The sequence below is a fragment of the Aliidongia dinghuensis genome, from assembly GCF_014643535.1.
Classification (GTDB): Bacteria; Pseudomonadota; Alphaproteobacteria; order ATCC43930; family CGMCC-115725; genus Aliidongia; species Aliidongia dinghuensis.
In genome coordinates this window covers 45,326-64,312 of record NZ_BMJQ01000006.1, presented here as the reverse complement: position 1 = coordinate 64,312, position 18,987 = coordinate 45,326, and the positions used below count along the sequence as shown (strand labels likewise).

General features: G+C 65.7%; 15 protein-coding genes. 7 read left to right on the top strand and 8 right to left on the bottom strand.

Features of this window, described 5'->3' with window-relative positions; genetic code table 11:
• Window positions 1-304 precede the first annotated feature (304 nt).
• Window positions 305-1,396, bottom strand: coding sequence for a hypothetical protein (locus IEY58_RS12660; protein ID WP_189046226.1), 1,092 nt, complete (start codon window positions 1,394-1,396; stop codon window positions 305-307).
• A gap of 369 nt (window positions 1,397-1,765) precedes the next feature.
• Window positions 1,766-2,866, bottom strand: a complete 1,101-nt coding sequence (locus IEY58_RS12655; protein WP_189046224.1) for an AraC family transcriptional regulator — start codon at window positions 2,864-2,866, stop codon at window positions 1,766-1,768.
• Between the two features lie 658 nt (window positions 2,867-3,524).
• Here IEY58_RS12655 and IEY58_RS12650 point away from each other — a divergent pair.
• The 4 genes from IEY58_RS12650 (at window position 3,525) to IEY58_RS12635 (ending at window position 9,098) form a co-directional block, all read left to right on the top strand.
• Window positions 3,525-4,481, top strand: a complete 957-nt coding sequence (locus tag IEY58_RS12650) for an ABC transporter substrate-binding protein (protein ID WP_189046222.1) — start codon at window positions 3,525-3,527, stop codon at window positions 4,479-4,481.
• A gap of 8 nt (window positions 4,482-4,489) precedes the next feature.
• Entirely contained in the window at window positions 4,490-5,980 is a 1,491-nt protein-coding gene (locus tag IEY58_RS12645; protein ID WP_229743683.1) for a sugar ABC transporter ATP-binding protein, read from the top strand.
• Window positions 5,973-6,959 (top strand): ABC transporter permease, encoded by a 987-nt coding sequence (locus IEY58_RS12640; RefSeq protein WP_189046220.1) that lies wholly within the window; start codon window positions 5,973-5,975, stop codon window positions 6,957-6,959. Before IEY58_RS12645 ends, IEY58_RS12640 begins: the two co-directional genes overlap by 8 nt.
• A 423-nt stretch (window positions 6,960-7,382) precedes the next feature.
• On the top strand, window positions 7,383-9,098 hold the full coding sequence (locus tag IEY58_RS12635) for an AIPR family protein (RefSeq protein ID WP_189046218.1): 1,716 nt from the start codon (window positions 7,383-7,385) through the stop codon (window positions 9,096-9,098).
• A 403-nt stretch (window positions 9,099-9,501) separates the two neighbouring features.
• Here the strand turns inward: IEY58_RS12635 and IEY58_RS12630 are convergent, their stop codons facing one another.
• The 3 genes from IEY58_RS12630 to IEY58_RS12620 form a co-directional block, all read right to left on the bottom strand.
• Complete coding sequence (locus tag IEY58_RS12630; RefSeq protein WP_189046216.1) at window positions 9,502-10,473, bottom strand: LysR family transcriptional regulator; 972 nt, start codon at window positions 10,471-10,473, stop codon at window positions 9,502-9,504.
• A gap of 94 nt (window positions 10,474-10,567) precedes the next feature.
• Entirely contained in the window at window positions 10,568-12,706 is a 2,139-nt protein-coding gene (locus tag IEY58_RS12625) for a S8 family peptidase (protein WP_189046214.1), read from the bottom strand.
• A gap of 267 nt (window positions 12,707-12,973) precedes the next feature.
• On the bottom strand, window positions 12,974-13,780 hold the full coding sequence (locus tag IEY58_RS12620; RefSeq protein WP_189046212.1) for an NAD(P)H-dependent oxidoreductase: 807 nt from the start codon (window positions 13,778-13,780) through the stop codon (window positions 12,974-12,976).
• 99 nt (window positions 13,781-13,879) lie between these two features.
• Here IEY58_RS12620 and IEY58_RS12615 point away from each other — a divergent pair, with 99 nt between their 5' ends.
• Window positions 13,880-14,806 (top strand): LysR family transcriptional regulator, encoded by a 927-nt coding sequence (locus IEY58_RS12615; protein WP_189046210.1) that lies wholly within the window; start codon window positions 13,880-13,882, stop codon window positions 14,804-14,806.
• 677 nt (window positions 14,807-15,483) lie between these two features.
• A complete protein-coding gene (locus IEY58_RS12610; protein ID WP_189046208.1) occupies window positions 15,484-15,843 on the top strand; it encodes a hypothetical protein in 360 nt (119 codons plus the stop codon).
• Between the two features lie 117 nt (window positions 15,844-15,960).
• Here IEY58_RS12610 and IEY58_RS12605 read toward each other — a convergent pair whose 3' ends face one another.
• The 3 genes from IEY58_RS12605 to IEY58_RS12595 all read right to left on the bottom strand — a co-directional run bounded on the left by IEY58_RS12605 (window position 15,961) and on the right by IEY58_RS12595 (window position 17,923).
• Window positions 15,961-16,146, bottom strand: a complete 186-nt coding sequence (locus tag IEY58_RS12605; protein ID WP_189046206.1) for a hypothetical protein — start codon at window positions 16,144-16,146, stop codon at window positions 15,961-15,963.
• 284 nt (window positions 16,147-16,430) lie between these two features.
• Window positions 16,431-17,207, bottom strand: a complete 777-nt coding sequence (locus tag IEY58_RS12600) for an SDR family oxidoreductase (protein ID WP_189046204.1) — start codon at window positions 17,205-17,207, stop codon at window positions 16,431-16,433.
• A 23-nt stretch (window positions 17,208-17,230) separates the two neighbouring features.
• Window positions 17,231-17,923 carry a GntR family transcriptional regulator gene (locus tag IEY58_RS12595; RefSeq protein WP_189046202.1) on the bottom strand — a complete coding sequence of 231 codons (693 nt, stop codon included), beginning with the start codon at window positions 17,921-17,923 and terminating at the stop codon, window positions 17,231-17,233.
• Between the two features lie 111 nt (window positions 17,924-18,034).
• On the opposite strand from IEY58_RS12595, the gene IEY58_RS12590 reads away from it, so the two are divergent.
• Window positions 18,035-18,958, top strand: a complete 924-nt coding sequence (locus tag IEY58_RS12590; protein WP_189046200.1) for a 3-hydroxyacyl-CoA dehydrogenase — start codon at window positions 18,035-18,037, stop codon at window positions 18,956-18,958.
• Window positions 18,959-18,987 lie beyond the last annotated feature (29 nt).

Sequence of the window (18,987 nt, the reverse complement as noted above, 5' to 3'; positions counted from 1 at the left end):
GCCGCCTCCGTCTCCCGCTCGCTGGCGCCGGATCAGCACCTTGTAGATATGGGAAGCGCCGACCTGGAACAGCGGCGCGCACTGCCATCCCGCCGTCCGCCGCCGCCGAGGCCCGCGATCGAAGATCGGCCCAATGGCTTCGCCCTCGCCGCCATCATCGCTTTCTGGTGCTGATTAGACAGCAACGGCTCGGCCGGATTCGTAAGGTGGCCTGTGGGCCGACCGCGGAATGGCGGCTTTCAGCGCGAGACGCGGCAAAGCGGGCATCGATGATCCGCCGCTCGTCGCGTCTCGTGCCCTGTTGTCAATACCCCCGCGGTGTATCGGGCCGGAGCCGACGTCGAAAGAATATCAGGCCACCAGCGAAAAGAGCCAGAATAGGGGCGCAATTCGGCTCGGGAACCGAGGTTGTTCCCGAGGCCACGAAGCCGACGGCATAGTTGCGATACGTAACCGGGCTGGTCGTTACGTCATTGGGCCCCAGAGCGGGCACGGGGAACGCAGCTTCCGTGGCACCCTGACCGCCCGTGAGGTTGAAGGCGATGGGACCGCCGCTTCCGGGAAGATACCACCCCAGATAATCGCCGGTCGTGAGCGCGTCGGTGCCCCACACCGGAACGTAATTGAAGCTCTGATAGCCGGTCGACGTCGGCGTATCCGCTTGACCGTACCCGATGACTTGGCCGTTGGAGTTGAAGATTGTCGGCGTGGCAGCATTCGTATTGAGGGCGTAGAAATCCCAGGATAGCAGCGAATCGCCATTATATTTCGACGTCACTGGGGTGTATTCGAACAAGCAATACTTGCAAAGGTCCGATATGGCGCCCGCAGACGGGGCTGAGGCCGGCGTCAGCGGTACCTGGTTCGATGTAAAGCTGACGTAGTAAGTGCGATCGCCGATGGTGGAACTCGTGTCGATCTTGGTCGTGCCGGCTTGCAGGCCGCCGAAGCCGGTTTCTCCGATGACCTGGGGTCCGCTGCCCAGGGTGACGGCGATACTACCCCGTTGGGGATAGAAGAAGCCGACGGTATCACCCGGTGCGATGACGCTGGTGCCCTGGGTGCGGCCGAACAGGTTGGTCTGCAAGCCCGTTCCGGTCGGAGTGATCGTGGTGCCGACCCCGACGACGACCCCGGTCGAGTTGAAGATCACGGGAGTGACCGGGTTGGTGTTGAGCGCATAGAAGCTCCACGAGACGATCGCCTGGCCGGTCGCGGCAGCTGGGGTACTCTCGTAATCGAACAGGCATCCGCTGCAGCCGTCAGAGGTGGATCCGGCTGCGGGAGCGCCAGGGGCCGGAAAGCTGATCGGATCGGCGCTGGCGATGCCTGTGGACAGGCAAAACGCGGTCAGAAGGGCGACGGCCGCGGCCTTCCAGTTCCTAGAAAAATTCATCAATATTCGTGCCATAATTCACTGCCTTCGAATAAGGAACTTCGGCGAATAGCGCGCATCACTGAAATGATCGGCAGCAGCTTCACGAATGCATCGATCTGCCACCGTCAGTTGACCCAAGCTGGCAGTAGTTTGCTGGACGTTGGCCCGCGTGATCTATCCGGATTGCGAAATGGCCGGACAGATCGCGCAAATATTTATCTACGACGATCGATCGTTAACCAATTGATCCGGAGCGGTTTCGGGCTTGGCCCAATGACATCTGCAGGGAGCGTATTTGGCGTCGCGCTCCGCTCCGCCGACCCAAACGCAAAACCGCCCGAACCGTCATCAGGCGCATTCTTCAGGGCCGCGACCTTCGCGGTCGTTTCAACGTGGCCTTTGGCGACGGAATGGATTGCGCCGCAAGTCATCAGCCGGTGATATGCCGAAGGTTGCCTTGTACAGGCCCGAGAACCGCCCCGGATTGGTAAAGCCGTATTGGTGGGCGACTTCGGTGACCGAGCCCGCATCTTCGCCAAAGGCGAGGATGTCCCGCACCGCCTCGAGGCGAGCCTGACGTATCGCCGCCGTGGGCGTGGTGTTGCGAAACTGTCGGAAGCCAAGTTGCAAGCTGCGCACGCTGCAGCCAGCCGCGTCCGCGATTTCGTGCAATGCGATCGGTTGTGCAGCGCGCGAGCGGATGAATTCTTCGGCGCGGCGAATGACTCGGGGAACAACGGAACCCGCAGGCCGGCCCAACTGCGCCGAGTAGTTGTTCGGCTGGGATCGGAGCAGCGCGTAGACCAAAAGGTCCGTGAACGACCGGCAGGCGATGTCGCTCGACGCGAAGGAGTGTGGCGATGCGAGCTCTTCGGTCAGCAGCCAGAGCAGGCGCCTGATGCCCTGACCCGGGGCGGTACCCCAATCGACGAAATGATCGAAGGCTACATCCTGCTTCCCAGGTTCGCTCAACAGCGCAGTCAGCCGCTGCTCCATGCTGCGCGCCGGTATCCAGATCGCCAGCCGCTCATGGTCGTCCGTGGCGGACAGATGCGTATCGGGCAGCCCGCGGTAGATGAGTCCGACCGTCTTGTCGGAGCCGCCGGCCAACTTGGCGCCGGGTCCGCGATAGGCGAGGCCCCCTTGGGTCACGGACGTCAGGCAGTAGTCAGGCAGACCGGACTCGCCAATCGACATCACTGTCGAAAAGCGGTCCTTGATATAGGCGACGTCGAGGTCGCCGAGGCCGCTGGCGCCGCGCGTCGAAAGAACCTGTTCGTGCTTCTTGCCGACCGGGAGGCCTCGGCCCATCAGCCGGTAGGTCAGGCGTCTGAAATAAGGCTTGATGAAATACGGCTGAAGCCGGGGCCAATAGACGCCGCTTTCCAGCTCGGAAAGGTCTCGCAAATGGGCGAACCTGATTTTCGCCAGTTCGTCGTCGCTGGTCTGGGGCAGAACGATGTCTGTCACGGGCAGGTAGCCGAACACGAGCCTGTGGATCTAGAGGCTGTTCCGGCGTCGGGCTCTTGCTCTGAGAGCGCTGATGGACTGGACGCTCTCTCCGCCATCGATACCGCCCTCTCGGACAAGCTCGATGATGCCCTGCCGGCGGACGACGTGGCACTCGACGAACGGCGGTTCGCAACGGGCTCGCCTTGATGACGCGAACTTGAATGATAACGACAATCTAGCATATTGCGACTAGATCCCAACGCGCCAAGAACGGCAAGTCCGTTGCGCAGATCTCAAATGTCCCCGAGAGGAATTTGGAAGGATCGAGGAATTTGGAAGGATTTCTGGCGATTCGGGACGCCAATTCCAGTGCCGGCCGATCCTAAGCCCGATCGGCACCGTTGCGCCTCGGGCGCGAAGCGGCCGCTCGCCGTCAGGCAGATCGAGGCCAGACCCTGGGACCGATTCAGGCGCCTCATGGGTGATCGGGTAGGGACAACCGGTACTGCCGAGGTGGGATTGTCGCTTGGCACAACTCCGGATAAACTCATACCAATAGCAGCTCCTTTCATCTCCGCCGGCCGACGGCTGTCCGGGCTGCAGGCTGGGTGGATGTTCTAGACGGCTCCCGCGAGGGGGCATCCGCGCGAGAAAGCGGGAGCAAAACCCGTACGACGCGCGCAAGGGAGGAACGATGAAGCTCGCTTTCGAGAAGGCGGCCCTGATCGGGCTGCTCGGGTGCCTGTTGCCGCTCGCAGCCGGCGCCGAGACCATTCCGGTCATCGTCAAGGACACCACTTCGCAATATTGGCAGATCGTGCTTGCCGGCGCGCATGCGGCCGGCAAGGAGCTCAAGATCGACGTGCCGGCGCTGGGCGCCCAGGCCGAAAGCGACATCGCGGGGCAGATCTCGGCGCTCGAGAACGCGGTCGCCGGCAAGCCCGCCGCCGTCGTCATCGCGCCGACCCAGGCGGCCGCCCTTGCCGGACCGATCACCGAGGCGGCGAAGCAAGTCAAGATCGTCGGCATCGACAGCCGGGCCGAGACTGACGCCTTCTCGGCCTTCCTCTCGACCGACAACGTCAAGGGCGGTCGCGTTGCCGCCGACGCGCTCGGCGAGACGATGAAGGCGAAGTTCGGCGAGGCCAAGGGCGATGTGGCCTTGCTCGTGGCGCTGCCCGGCGTCGGCTCGCTCGATCAGCGCTCGCAAGGCTTCAAGGACGAGCTCAAGGCGAAATGGCCGGGCCTGAAGCTGGTTGCCGAACGGGTCGGCGACGGCCAGGCGACGAGCGGCCTCAACATCATGACCGACCTCATCACCGCCAACCCGAACCTGAAGGGCGTGTTCGCAAGCAACCTGCCGATGGCCCAGGGCGCCGGCGAGGCGCTCGCGGAGAACAAAGACGCGAAGATCGTCATGGTGGGCTTCGACAGCGACGACAAGCTGGTGAAGCTGGTGCGCGACGGCGTCATCAGCGGCCTCGTTGTGCAGGACCCCTACCGCATGGGCTACGAGGGCGTGAAGACGGCGGCGGCCCTCGCCAAGGGCCAAAAAGTCGAGAAGTCGATCGACACCGGCGTCGTGCTGATCGACCAGCAGAACATCGACACGCCGCGTTCCCAGGCGCTGCTCAACCCGAAGCTCGACTGACGGCGGTCGTGCCCCCAAAGGATGGACCAATCCTCGAGCTCTCGGGCATCGAGAAGCGGTTCCCCGGCACCCATGCGCTGAAGGGCATGGATCTCGCCTTCGACGAGGGCGAGATCCATGCCATTGCGGGCGAGAACGGCGCCGGCAAGTCGACCCTGATCAAGATCCTGACCGGCGCGCATGAGCCGACCGCCGGCAGCCTGCGCTGGCGCGGCGCCCCCGTCCGCTTCCGCACGCCCGGCGATGCGCTGGCGCTCGGCATCGATGCGGTGCATCAGGAGGTGGTCGCCTGCCCGCACCTGAACGTGGCGGCCAATCTCTTCCTCGGCGCCGAGTGGACGCGGGGCGGGTTGCTCGCCAAGCGCGCCATGGCGGCGGAGGCGCAGGCGGTGCTGGATGGCCTGGGCTTCGCTATCCGGGCCGACGCCATCCTGGGGCGCCTCACGATCGGCCAGCAGCAGCTCGTGGCCACGGCGCGCGCCGCCCATCGCGGCACGCGCTTCCTCATCTTCGACGAGCCGACCGGCTACCTCACCCGGCAGGAGACGGAGCAGCTGTTCCGCCTCATCCGCAGGCTCCATGCCGACGGCGTCACCGTCGTCTATATCAGCCACCGGCTGGAAGAAATCTTCGAGCTCGCCGACCGGGTGTCGATCCTGCGCGACGGCCGGCTGATCTCGACCCGCCGCACGGCCGACACCAACGAGCGCGAGCTCATCCGCGACATGGTCGCCCGCCCGCTCGACGACGTGCACTACAAGCGCCCGGTCGCGGCCGGCGAGCTGCTGCTCGAGACGCAGGCGCTCACGGGGCCGGGGTTCGCGGATGTGTCGGTCGAGGTGCGGCGCGGCGAGATCGTCGGGCTCTATGGCCTCATCGGCGCCGGGCGCAGCGAATTCGTGACAGCAGTCTTCGGCCGGCACCGGCCGACCGGCGGTATGGTCCGGTGGCGCGGAGAGGCCGTCGCGATCCGGCGCGAGGCCGATGCGATCCAGCTCGGCATGGCGTTGGTACCGGAGAGCCGGCGCGACCAAGGCCTGTGCCTCAACCTGCCCGTCGGCTTCAATCTGGCGCTGCCGAGCTACGAGGAGCTTGGCCGCTCAGGCCTCGTCGACCGTCGCGCCGAGCGCGGCCTGGCAGAGCGCCTGATGGCGCGGCTCAAGATCGTAGCGGCCGGCCGCGGTGCGCCGGCGCTGACGCTGTCCGGCGGCAACCAGCAGAAGATCGTCGTCGGCAAATGGCTCGAGCGCGGCGCCCAGCTCTTCATCTTCGACGAGCCGACGGTCGGCGTCGATGTCGGCACCAAGAGCGAGCTCTACCGGGTGTTCGCCGACCTGCTCGAGGCCGGCGCCGGCATCATCCTGATCTCCTCGTACCTGCCGGAGGTCTATGACCTGAGCGATCGGCTGCTGGTGTTCCGTCGCGGCCGGCATGTCGCGTCCCATGGCTGGAAGGAAGTCGACATGGAAACGATCCTGACGGAGGCGATCGGTGCCTGAGCCTCTCACAAGCAATGCCACCGACGTGCCGGGCGCAGCACGCCCGCGCCTGCGCCTGGGATTCCTGCGCAACCTGACGCTGCTCGGGCTCTTGGCGCTGCTGTGGCTCGGCCTTGCCCTCGGCACCGACAGTTTTGCCACGATCGGCAATTTCCAGAACCTGCTCAGGCAGGCGTCGATCTGGGCGATCATGGCGGTCGGCCAGACCTTCGTCGTCATCACCGCGGGCATCGATCTCTCGGCCGGCGCCGTGGTCGGCATCGCCGGCACGCTGGTCGCCCTCCTGATGAAGGCGGGCGTGCCCGTGCCGGCGGCGGTGATGGCGACGCTGGCCCTCGGCGCCGCGATCGGCTGGTGCCATGCCTTCGGCATCGTGCGCATGGGCCTGCCGCCCTTCATCATGACGCTCGCCTCGCTGACGGCATTGCGCGGCATCGGCCTGCTCATGACCAACGGCCAGACCATCGCCGGCCTGCCGACGGGCTTCAGCAGCTTCGCCCGCGGCGAGGTCGCGGGCGTGCCCAACCTGTTCCTGGCGGTCATCGCCGTCGCCGTGCCGTGCCATGTGCTGCTGCATCATTCGCGCTGGGGCCGCTATCTCTATGCCGTGGGCTCGAACCGCGAGGCGGCGCGCTTGAGCGGCGTCCGGGTCGGGCGCGTGCTCTATCTGGCCTATATCCTGTCGGCGACCCTGTCGGCGCTCGCCGGCGTGCTCACGACCGCGCGCATCGGCATCGGCGTCGCCACGACCGGCGACGGCTGGGAACTGCAGGCGATCGCGTCCTCGGTGATCGGCGGCGCCAGCCTGTTCGGCGCCGTCGGCAGCGTGCCCGGGCCGCTCTTGGGCGCCATGCTGCTCACGACCATCAACAACGGCGCCAACCTGTTGAACGTCAACCCGTTCTGGCAGCGCATCATCACCGGCGCGCTCATCGTCGCGATCGTCTATCTCGACCAGGCGCGCCGGCCGAAGCGCTGAGGGCGGTTGAGACTTCTGGTGGGTAAAATCTAACGATTGGCACCGGTGCTTAAGGTCGGCTCGGGGTGGATTTGCGACGGTCCGCTCTGCGACGGCGAGACCAAAAACCGGGCGTTCGTCTGGTGGCTCGAACGGGCCGAATCCAGTCCGTCAGGTTTGGAGCGCGATATGGGAAAAGACGACCATCGACTTTGGCTCTGACCTCTAAAATGCAAACCATCGGAACGTGCCGACCTCCTCCGCCACCTCCAGTTGGGGGACCAAGGAACGCGGAAATGGATTAGAAAATATGTGGCGTGGAGACGTCATCCGGGATGCCGAGCGGTTCGTTGCTTTCTGTAGCCTTCTGAACGAAAATGCTAACGCTTGCCCATTATAAGGTATCCCGTTGACAACGCGATCTAGTTCGAACCGAGAGCACAAATGACTAGCATTAGCGCACAGATCTTGGATCAAAGGGTACAGCGAATTGTAGCTGATACCAAAGAAGCGCTCATACAAGAAGCAGGCATTAAGGACGAAGATGGTTCCTTAAATTCGGCTGCCTTCGTGCTTCTTGTAACAAAGACGGTCCTGGCACTTACAGATGATGAAGTGATTGATTGCCTAGTTGATGGCGGCAATGATTTTGGTGTCGACGCCATATATTTTAGCCCTGTTCAAGATAACGAATTTAATATTACTCTTATCCAGGGAAAATACAAAAAAAGCCTAAATGCCGATTCTAATTTTCCAGAAAATGACGTCAAGAATATGGTTCTGGCGGTGGGCGCACTATTTGACCCCGGCCGAGAAATCACTGTTAACTCCAGACTGCGCCAAAAGCTGGAAGAGATACGTTCTTTCGTGGCCGATGGAGCACTACCCACCGTTCACGTCATCCTTTGTAATAATGGGCTAAGCTGGACCGAAGCTGCGCAGCAACATATTGATGCCGCTAAATTTGGTAGCCAAGTGACATGGCAGCACATTGGGCCAGATGATTTGGTGTCCATGCTGCGATCGACACAGCCGGTTTCTGAGACATTGCAACTCACTGGGAAATTTACCGTTGAGAATTTCGCATTCAGGCGTGTTCTTGTAGGGAGAATGGCGGTAGGGCAGTTGTCCTCGCTGCTCGATCGGCACGGGGATCGTCTTCTGGAAAGAAACATCCGACGTTACCTAGGGCTAACAGGCAATCGCGTAAATGAGGCCGTAGCAGGGACGCTTAGATCAGAAGAGCAGCGTCAGAATTTTTATTTTTACAATAACGGAATAACCATAATCTGTTCTCAATTCCGACACAACGCTTTGCTTGCCGAAAACACCGCCGTTCAGCTTGAAGGGCTTCAAATCGTAAATGGCGGCCAGACATCGAAGACTGTTCAACAAGTTGCGCGTGAACTTGGCCCATCAGTGGCAGACGCGCAGGTTCTCGTAAGAATATATGAATTGCCGCAGGACGATTCGAATTTCGTACAAAGCATTACTTATGCTACCAATAGCCAAAATCCTGTCGATCTTCGTGATCTGCGCTCAAATGATCGCAAACAGAGAGAACTCGCCCAAGCCCTCTCAGAGATGGGATACCAGTATCGAAGTCAACGAAGCGACCTGCCAGTTAGTACTCGTGAACTGACTAGCGCGGCGGTCGCTGAGGCCGTGCTCGCAGTTTGGCGGCGACGCCCCCATCAAGCTCGATTCAACGTGAGCGAGCACTTTGGAAAATTATATGACGTTATATTTTCGGAAGATTTGAATGGCGCTCAGGTCGTCGCCGCCTCCTTAATATGGCGCTATACCGAAAATCGTCGTAGACGCCCTCCTGCTGACGCCCCTGATTTTCTTCCCTATGCCACTCGTTTTATTGCGATGATGATTGGCGAAAGTTTGCTCAAAACTATGGGGATCCAGTTACGAAATTTGAATCATAGAAATTTCGCCCAAGCAGAAAAGATCATAGAGCAGTCGTCTGACCAACTCTTCCAGGACGCATCTAATAGAATTGAGCAAGAACTGAACAAGATATTTGCTCAGCAAGACCGAACCCTTCAACGGCTTTCAGCAACATTTCGTCGAGGAGACTTAATTGAAACCCTCACCGGGCAGCCTGTTACTGCACCAACGATGTTTACCTTGGACGAATTAGGGCTTTGAACCGAACAGTGTTTGCCGGGCATCAATCTCTGTAAAATAGCTGAATCGTGTCCGGTATTGGGAAGTATCAGTTGCTTGAGCAACATCTCAGATGGGCGCTGAACCGCCTACCGACCAGCCCATGCTATGACTGCCTTCCGGACGTGCTGGCCGGCTCCGGACTGACCTGCATGGGTCGTCAGCGGAGGTGGCTTCGGTGCGGCGAGGCTAAGGGCTGCGCCTGACTATTACGCAGCCGGTGCCCAAGACCCTGGGCGCGGTCAGCATTACCCTCTGGTGCCTCTTGCGAGGTGTCCGTCCCCCCGCCGCAGCGACATTCTACGTTTGCATTCTAGAACCCGCAAATCTGCCGCAAACGACCGACATGGCTCGGAACCGGGCTTTTGACGCCGGGTACCAAGCGTCAGAATTTATCCACCAGCACCACCTCCCCCTGCGCTGTTTCCCGGAGCGCCGCCATCACGCATTCGAGTGCCGGATCGATCGGCCGGTCGGCGAGCGTGATGAGGCCGCAGGGCTCGATGCCGGCCGGCAGTGCGACCGGCAGCTCGGCGAGCGTGTCGAGCGCGATGAAATAGCTGGCGATGCTGTCCGGCACGGCGCCGATCATGCTGGTCCGGGCGAGAAGGCTTGCGGTCGCCAGCATCGAGACGGTCTCGACCGAATGGTGCGGCAGGTCGAGCCCGCTCTGGGCGAAGGCCGCTTCGACCGCTTGGCGCATCGGCGTCGAGGCCGGCTGCAGCACCCAGGTTTCGCGTGCAAGGTCGGCGAGCGTCAGCCCGTCCAGGCCCAGGAGCGGATTGCCGGTGCCGACGACGATGCGGATTTCCTCGTCGACGAGCGGCTCCCACGTCAGGCTCTCGCGATCGCGCTTGCTGATCGGGCGCCCGACCACGACGTCGAGCCGCCCGGCATGAAGCTCGGCCAGGAGGCCGTCGCTCGTGTCGGTCAGGAGCGAGACGCGCAAGGTCGGATGCGCCTGGCCGAGGCGGGCCAGCGCACCCGCCACGAGCTGCGGCACCGCCGCCATCACGGCGCCCAACTGGACCGTGCCCTCGATGCCGCGCTTCAGCCCCTCCATCTCCTGCTGCAGCCGGTTGAGGTCGCGCAGCAAAAGGCGCGCATGCCGCCCCGCGGCGAGCCCATAGACCGTCGGCACCATGCCGCGCGGCTGGCGCTCGAACAGGCTGACGCCGAGGGTGCGCTCGATCTCCTGCAGCAGCTTGGTCGCGGCCGGCTGCGACAGGTTGAGGCTCTCGGCCGCGCGATGCATCGTCTTGGTCTCGATCAGCGCCAGCACCAGCGCCAATTGCCGGAGCTTCAAGCGGCTCAAGGTCGCGGACAGAAGGTTGAAGGTCGCGGGAACGCGAGTCACGGGGGAGGGGGCCGTCGGATCGTTACTGCCGACGGTACCCTACCGCGAATCTTTGTCAGCCGACTGCCTCTTGCACGCGGGCGACCGCCCGTGCTCAGAACTGGACGTCCACGCGCACGGCCGCGACTGTTTCGGCCGCTGCCGTGCGGATGTTGTTCGGGTCCTGGCGCCACAGCAGGCCGCCGGTCAAGGCGGTCTGAGCCGTCAGCGGCGCGCTCCAGGCGCTCTGCAGGTCGACCTCGCGGCCGTCGGCCTTGAGGCCGGCGCGCACGCGGCTGAACACGGCGGCACCGCTGGTATCGACAGCCGTAGGCAGCACCAGCTGGGCTTCGCCGGATGCCGCGCGCAGCGGCATGCTGGCACCCAGTACCCACTTGCCGTGCGGCGTGAGCGCGCCGGTCTCGACCAGGCCGAGGCCGGCTGCGAAGGAGGTGACGGCCGTCGTCCCCTGGATGAGCGAGCCCGTGCGGCCGGCCGTATCGGTCAGGCCGGCGTGCAGGCCGCCGGCTGCGGCCAGATGCGGCGTCAGCACGACCTCGCCGGTCAGGCCGGCGAATTCGGTGCGGCTATTGCCGACCCGCGCCGCCCCGGTACCGGTCGCACCCAGGATCGAGGCCTGCTCCTCGAGCACGCCGGCTTCGCCGCGCAGCGTGGCACTGCTGCCGACGCGATAGGCAAGCTCGACGACAGCGGCGGTCGAGCCGTTGTCGGAGGCTTGCGGGTCGAAGCCCTGGCGCTGCAGCGGCCGGCCGTTCGCGACGGCGAAGACGGCGGTGCCGCCGGCAAACGGCGTTGCAACGCCGCCGCTCCAGGCGCCGTCGATGAGCGCCAGATAGGGGTTCGAGACCGCTCCCTGGGCCAGCATTCCGCCGGCAAGGGCGGACGAGACCGGCGTGCGGCCGGACTCGAGCAGCCGGCCTGGATCGATGCCGAAGCCGACCCGTGTCTCGACGCCGGCGATGGTGGTGGTGCCGGTGAACTTGGCGCCGCCGGCATCGCCGGGCGCCGTGAGGCGCGGATCGGCCGACTGGATCAGGCTCAAGCGCAGGGACCCGTCGGTCCAGGTCACCTCGTCCGGGCGGCCGAAGGCGCCGAGCCGGCTCACGCCGTCGAAGTTGGTGACGCCAGCGGTCACGTGGCTGCCGAGCGAGGTGGCATAGCCGCGCTGGAAGGCATCCTGCGCAACCACCGGCACCTGGGCCGTGCTGTGGGCGAGACCCATGCCGAAGACGCTGCCGAGCGAGACGCTGGTGCCGGTCGCCTGGTAGGTCACGTTGCCCTGGGTCGCGACAGTCATGGCACCGACCGGCCGGGTCGCGCGCTCGATGTCGAGCAGGCCTTGGCCGTAGGTCGCCGTGTCGGCATAGATGCCGGTCTTGTTTGCCGTCTGGAGGATGATCTGCAGCGCCGTCTGCGGCGTCAGGTTGGGGAAGGCGGCCAGCAGCAGCGCCTCGGCGCCGGCGACCTGCGGCGTCGTGAAGGACGTGCCCGAACCGGTGGCATAGCCCGAGGTCTTGTAGATGAGCCCGACATTCTCGCCCGGCGCCACCAGGCACCAGGCAGCGGCGGCACCGCATTTGTTCGAGAAGCTCGACAGCACGCCGCTGGTATCGACCGAGCCCACGGCGACCCAGCCCCTCTGTAATTCCGGATAGAGCAGCGGCAGGCCGGCGAACAGGTCGACCTGGTCCTTGCTCTCGTTGCCCGCGGCCCAGATCTCGACGCCGCCGGCGCCGATGGCCCGGCGGTAGGCGGCGAGCGTCTTCGGCGCGTTGGCGCTGAACGTCGTGGCGCCAACATCCTGGGCGGAGGTGCCGGGGGCGTTCCAGGAATTGTTCGAGATCTTGATGCCCTGCGTCCTCACCCAGTCGATCGCCGCCGCCAACTGGGCGTCGCTCGTGTTGTAGGTGTCGGTCGAATCGACGATGCGCACCGGCGTGATCCTGGACAGCGGGGCGACACCCTCGACGCCGCCGTTGCCGCGCGCCGCCGCAATGACGCCGGCCACCGCGGTATCGTGCCCGTTCGCATCGAGGTCGAGCGTGCTGCCGGTCGTGCCGGCGAGCGCGTCGAAGCCGAGATCGACGCGCCCCGCCAGCTCCGGATGCAGGTCGACGCCGGTGCCATAGACGGCGACCTCCTCGTTGGCGCCGAAATAGCCGCGCTGGAACGCGTAGAGGCCGTTGTTCAGCTGCAGTTGCGTGGTTGCCAGGTCCTCGGCGGTCGGCGTCACCCCCGGCGGGGTCCAGCTCGAGACCGGCGGTGACGGCGGTGGCGATGGCGGCGGCGGCGGGGGGCTCGCGGGCGTCGAGGTGGCGACGGAAGCGCCTCCACCACCGCCGCCACCGCCGCATCCTGCGAGGCAGGCGGCCATGAGCGACAGGAGAAGCGCTGCCTGAGCGGCCGTCCTATGGGAACCAGGCTGGGTTGAGGATGGCATCGGATGGTTACCTCCGCTTGCGAGCGGTACCATCACACCACGGCAATTACTACCATGTCGTTACAACGGATTTCGGATTTTTACCGCGCCGTCGAGATGCAGCGCGAAGCCGCTGGCATCGGCACCTTCCAGGCCGGGGCGGAGCTCGCCGCTCGGGATCAGATAGTCGCCGCCGTTCTGCCGGCGGTAGGGGATGGGCAGAGTGGTCGCGAGCGTCCGCATCCGCTCGCGCAGGCGCTCGGCCACCGGTTCGAAGCCGGCCTCGTCCAGCCGGTCGGCGCTGTAGACGACGAACGGCGGCAGGACGTCGTAGCCCGGATAATAGAGGATGCCGTGATTGATCGGGAACAGCAGGTCGTCGATCGGCCCGTTGACCCCGCGGGCGGCGTAATGCGGCTGCCAGCCGCCGGCGGTCACGATCAGCATCGCGCGCTTGCCGGCGAACGTGCCCTCGCCGTAGCGGTCGCCCCATCGCCGGTCGCTGTGCTCGCCGACGCCATAGGCGAAGCCGTAGGCGAACACCCGGTCGACCCAGCCCTTGAGGATCGCCGGCATGGTGAACCACCAGAGCGGAAACTGCAGGATCAGGGCATCGGCCCACAGGAGCTTCTCGTGCTCGACCCTGACGTCGTCGGTGAGCGTGCCGGTCTCGAAATCCGCACGCGAGGCCGCCGGCACCTTCAGCCGGGCGTCGGGCGCCAGCGAGGGGAAATCGGCCCGGTCGACCGTGGATTTCCAGCCGTCGGCATAGAGGTCCGACACCCTGACCCCGTGGCCCTGGGCCTCGAGTTCCCGGACGGCGACGTCGCGGAGCGCCCCGGTGAGCGAACGGGGTTCGGGATGAGCGAAGACAAGCAGGACTTTCATCGGCAGGGCGATCCTGGGTTGGGGAGAGCAGGCCCCTTCAGGTAGCCAATGCGGCGATGATCCGCTACATATCTGCAATGGATATGATTATGCCGAAAAATGGATAAATCGGACGTTACGCTCGAGCGCATGCGCAGCTTCGTTCGCGTCGCCGAGCGCGGCAGCCTGTCGGCAGTCGCGCGCGAGCTCGGCGTCGGGCAGTCGACGGTCACACGCCATCTGCGGGAGCTCGAGGAAGCGGTCGGCGTGCCCTTGCTCAGCAGGACGACCCGGCGCGTGACGCTGACCGACGAGGGCAGTCGCTATTATGCCAACAGCGTCCAGATCCTGCGTCTCGTCGAACAGGCCGGCGACGAGGCGCGCGGCACGCGTGGCGCGCCTGCCGGCACGATCCGGATATCCTGCACGGCCGCGTTCGGGGTTTTGCACATAAGCCGGCTGATCTTCGCCTTTCAGGATCGCTATCCCGACATCGGTGTCGATCTCAGCCTCACCGACGAGCGCGTCGACCTCGTGCGCGAGGGTGTCGATATCGCGCTGCGCCTGGGCCCGCTCACCGACAGCTCCATGAAGCTCAAGGCGCTCGGTCAGTCGCGGCGCCTGCTCGTGGCGGCACCCGATTATCTGGCGGCTCGCGGCAGACCGGCCGTCCCACAGGACCTGGCCGGTCATGAAGGCGTGCGGATGTCGAACGTGGCGGGCAGCGACACGCTTATCCTGGAAGGCTCGAGCGGCGACCGGCATGCGGTGCCGATCGGCGGACGCCTCCGGATCGATCATGGGCTGGCCGCGCGCGAGGCCCTTGCCGCCGGGCGCGGCATCGGCCCCACCCATCTCTGGCTTGTCGACGATCTGCTGGCCGCCGGCCGGCTCGAGGTGATCCTGCCGGACTATTCGCCGCCACCCGTCCGGCTCAGCATGCTGATCGTGCCGGAGCGCGCGGGCATCGCCCGCGTCCGGCTGCTGGTCGACTTTCTCGCCCGGCGGATCGGCGGCATCCCCGGCATCGAGCGGCCGGAGCGTTAGCCCGCGTCCCGGCACCCCCGTGCCATGGGGCCCCACGCCACGGGACCCCACGCCACGGGACCCCACGCCATGGGACCCCACGCCACGGGACCGGTGTGACATCGTTCGGAAATGCTTGCTTCCGGCCGCGCCAAGGTGCCTTCATAAAGGGGATGTAAACCGGTCGGGCGCGATGCTTCCGGTCGGTCGAAGGTGTGGCGCAGGAGCTGAACATGCGCGGTATCGGCGGACTTATCTGGTTGATGGTCCTGGTCATGGGCGTCGTCCTGATCGCGGCTGCCCGCGGCATTGGCGAACGGGCGCTGGCACCGCTCCGCCGCAAGCGCTGAGCCCGCGGCCTAAGGCGGGCCGACCGTCTCCCTCCGAGCACATTACTCCCGCTCGTCCCGAGCTGACCGCGGCGCCCGTTGCCTGACGATCTGGTACGCACGGGCACGGGCTGTTTCCCCAATATCCACCATTTCGTGATCCATCATTTCGTCCTGGCGGCTTCCCGGGCGCCTTTGACTGTTCGGCGCCCTTGTCCGTTCGGTGGGGGTTGGCCGGGCAGCCCTGCGTCTGGTGCCGCTTCTCCGGTGCGCGATGCTTCCCATGTCCCTTGAGTAGGGATCGCGATACCGCCCTTCAGTGTTGCAATCCCGTCGAAGCGAGCGCATTCGCGCCGGATGGAGCAGAACTTGGTGGACGTGACGCGGCAGCTACTGATGCAGCGGGCATCGACGCGGCGGGGCGGGGTCCGCCCGATCCTCGCGCTGGTGCTGCTCGCTGGCGTCGTGCCCGCTGCATCAGTAGCTGTCGCGCGCGCGGCCGGGACGGAGGAGTTGCGCGTGCCCGCCGGCATGGTGCTGTGTCTTAGCCCCGAGGCGGCGGCCTCGAAGACCCATGTCGGCTGCTGGCGCGCGCGCGGCGGCCAGAAGATCGAGGTCGTGGTGCCGCTCTCGACCTATACCCAGCTGCGGCTCTGGTCGACGGACGGCAGCGAGACGACCATCGTCTATGCGGCGCCCGCCGAGGCCGAAAAGCTCGATCGGCGCTAGAGCGCGATTCAGCCTTTGCCGGTCGATTGATGACCGGAAGTCATTTTCTGCCCGCCAACGATGCCCTCCAACGATACCCGCCAACGATGCCGGCGAACACGACCGAGAGACCGTGGCTCAGCGGGCGCGGCCCGGTGGGGTATGCAGCCCTGTCGCCGGATGGATATCGGCGCAGCCGGCCAGCGGGGCGGCGCCGAGCAGGAACAGCAGGGCGAGGGTGGCGATGCGCCGGCGGGGCGTCGCCGTGCGATTGGCCGTGCGATTGGCCGTGCGGGGGGCCGATCGGGTGTCGGATTGGTTCATGCTTCGCAAATCCTTTCGGCCCCCGTGGAATTCGGCCCGTGGAATTCGACCCTTGGAACCTGGGGCATCAGGGTCGGGGTGGGTCAGGGAGTCGAAGCTGGATATCGGTCGCGGGCCTCTGCCGGCAAAGCCGGCCGGGCGACAGGAATCCGCCGGTCTGAGGCGCGATCGTCGCAGGCGTCGGACCTTGAACGCGACCCGGTCGCGCCATTAGGGCGCCGTGGATATCGCCCCGGCGCGCTGCTCAGCCCCCCGCTCAGGCCCCCCCCGCTCAGGACCCCCGCTTAGGACAGCGCCTGCAGGTCGCCGCACACGCTGATCGCCTGGCCCGAGGTGGTGCGGGCGAGAGGCGAGGCGAGGAACAGGGCCGTGTCGGCCAGCTGGCGCGGCGTGATCATCTCCTTGATCGAGGCTTGGGCCAGCGCCAGCACGCGCATCTCCTCAAGCGAGCGGTTCTGGGCCTGGGCTTTGGCGGCGAGCACGCGGTCCTGCCGGTCGCCCTCGACGATGCCGGGCAGGATCGCGTTGACGCGGATGCCGGCCTCGCCGAGCTCGATCGCCAACGACTTGGTGAATCCCACGACGGCCCATTTCGATGCGGCATAGGGCGTGCGCAGGCGGAAGCCCAGGCGGCCGGCGGCCGACGACAGGTTGATGATGCTGGGGTTGCGGCTCTCGAGCAGCAGCGGCACGGCGAGCCGGGCGCAGTTGAACTGCCCGGTGATGTTGACCGCGAGCGTGCGGTCCCAGTCCTCCGGCTCGATCTGATCGACCCGTGCCGTCGGCCCGGCGATGCCGGCATTGTTGACGAGGCAGTCGAGCCCGCCCAAGGCCGCTGTCGCCTCGTTGAACAGGCGCCGCACCGCGTCGCGGTCGGCGACGTCGCAGACCGAGGCCGTGAGGCCGGGATCGTCCGCCACCGCCGCGTCGAGCGCCGCGCGGTCGATGTCCGAGATATGGACCCGCGCACCCTCGCGCCGGAATGCGCGCGCGATTTCGCGCCCGATGCCGGCGGCGCCGGCCGTGACGATGACGCGGGCGCCGGCGAGATCGAGATCCATGGTTCCTCCCTCTTTATGTGTCCTCAGTCGGGCAGATTGCCGGTCGCCTCGATGAAGGCGGCCGAGCCATTGATGTCCTCGACCAGCGCCGCGCGCGCGCCGGCGCCGTCGCCAGCCTCGATCGCCGCCAGGAGGCGGGCGTGCAGCCGTTCCGAGGCCCCGGCGCTGAGCCGCTCGGCGGATGCGCGCAGGTCGAGGTTGATGACCGGCCCGACCTTGAGCCACAGCCCTTCGATGATCGTAAGCAGGCTCGGCGACTGGGCGGCGCGATAGACCGCGAAATGAAGGTTCATGTTCCAGCGCAGTGCCGAGACGGGGTCGGGGGCGGCGCCGCTGACCGCACGACGGAACTGCGCGTCGGCCTCGCGGATCTGAGCGAGGTCGGCCTCGCCGCGCTGCTGGGCCGCCTGTTCGGCGGCGTAGCCCTCGAGCATGACGCGGATCGCGCGCAATTCGCGGAAGCGGCGCTTCGTCATGACCGGCACGCTGATCGCGCGGTTCGGCAGCACGGTCAGTGCATCCTCGGCAACCAGCTGCGCCACCGCCTCACGCACCGGCATCATGGAGACGCCGAGGCTCGCCGCGACCGAGCGCAGCGACAGTTTCTCGCCCGGCATCAGCTTGCCGGCCATCAGGAGCTCGCGCAGCTGGCGATGCACGCGGTCGCCGAGCGTCACGCGCTCCAAGCGTCCAATCGTATCGATCGCCGATGCCATTCGTCTTCCCCATCCATCCCGGATAAGTCGCCCTAGACAAGCCGTCTCTCGTCCTGCTTATATCTGTGATCACAGATCACGGCAATCACCAGAGAGTCGGGAGGGAAAGCCATGCCGAAAGCCGCTGTCATCGGCGCCGGATTGATAGGCCGCTCCTGGGCGGTTGTCTTCGCGCGGGCCGGCTGGTCGGTCGCGATCACCGACACGGACCCGGCGGCGCTTGAGTGGGCACCGGTGCTCATGAGCGAGAGCATGGCACTCTTGGCCGAGTTCGGCCTTTGCGATGATCCGGCCGCGGCGCTCGCGCGGATCGCCCTCGTGCCCTCGCTCGAAAAGGCCGTGGTCGGCGCCGATCTGGTGCAGGAGTGCGGGCCGGAACAGCTCGCAGCCAAACAGGCGCTGTTCCAGGCGCTGGATGCGGCCGCCCCGTCCAAGGCGCTTCTCGCTTCGTCGAGCTCCGCCATCGTCGCCTCGCTCTATACGGCGGATCTGCCCGGCCGCGACCGCTGCCTGGTGGCGCATCCGGTCAACCCGCCGCATCTCGTGCCGATTGTCGAGCTGTGCGCCGCCCCCTGGGTCCCCGCCAAGACGGTCGAGCGTGCTCGCCGTCTCTACGAGCAGGCCGGCCAGGTACCGGTGACCGTGAAGCGTGAGGTCGAGGGCTTCGTCGTCAACCGCCTGCAGGGCGCGCTGCTCACCGAGGGGCTTCGCCTGGTCGGCGAGGGCATCATCAGCCCGCAGGATCTTGACAAGACGCTCGCCGACGGGCTCGGGCTCCGCTGGGCGCTGATCGGGCCATTCGCGACGATCGAGCTCAACGCGCCGGGCGGCATCCCCGATTATTGCGCCCGGTTTGGCGGCTTCTACCGCCGGCTCGCGGCCGAGCCGCCGGCGCCATCCGTGTGGGATGCCGAGAACGTCGCGCAGGTCGAGGCCGCCTGGGGGCCGCCGCCCGCGCCCAAGGAAGCGCTCCGGCGCAGCGCCGCCCGCGACCGACGCATCGCCGCCCTCGTCGCCGCCAAACGCTCCCACTGACCGAGCAGAATCACTCCGGAGGAACCACC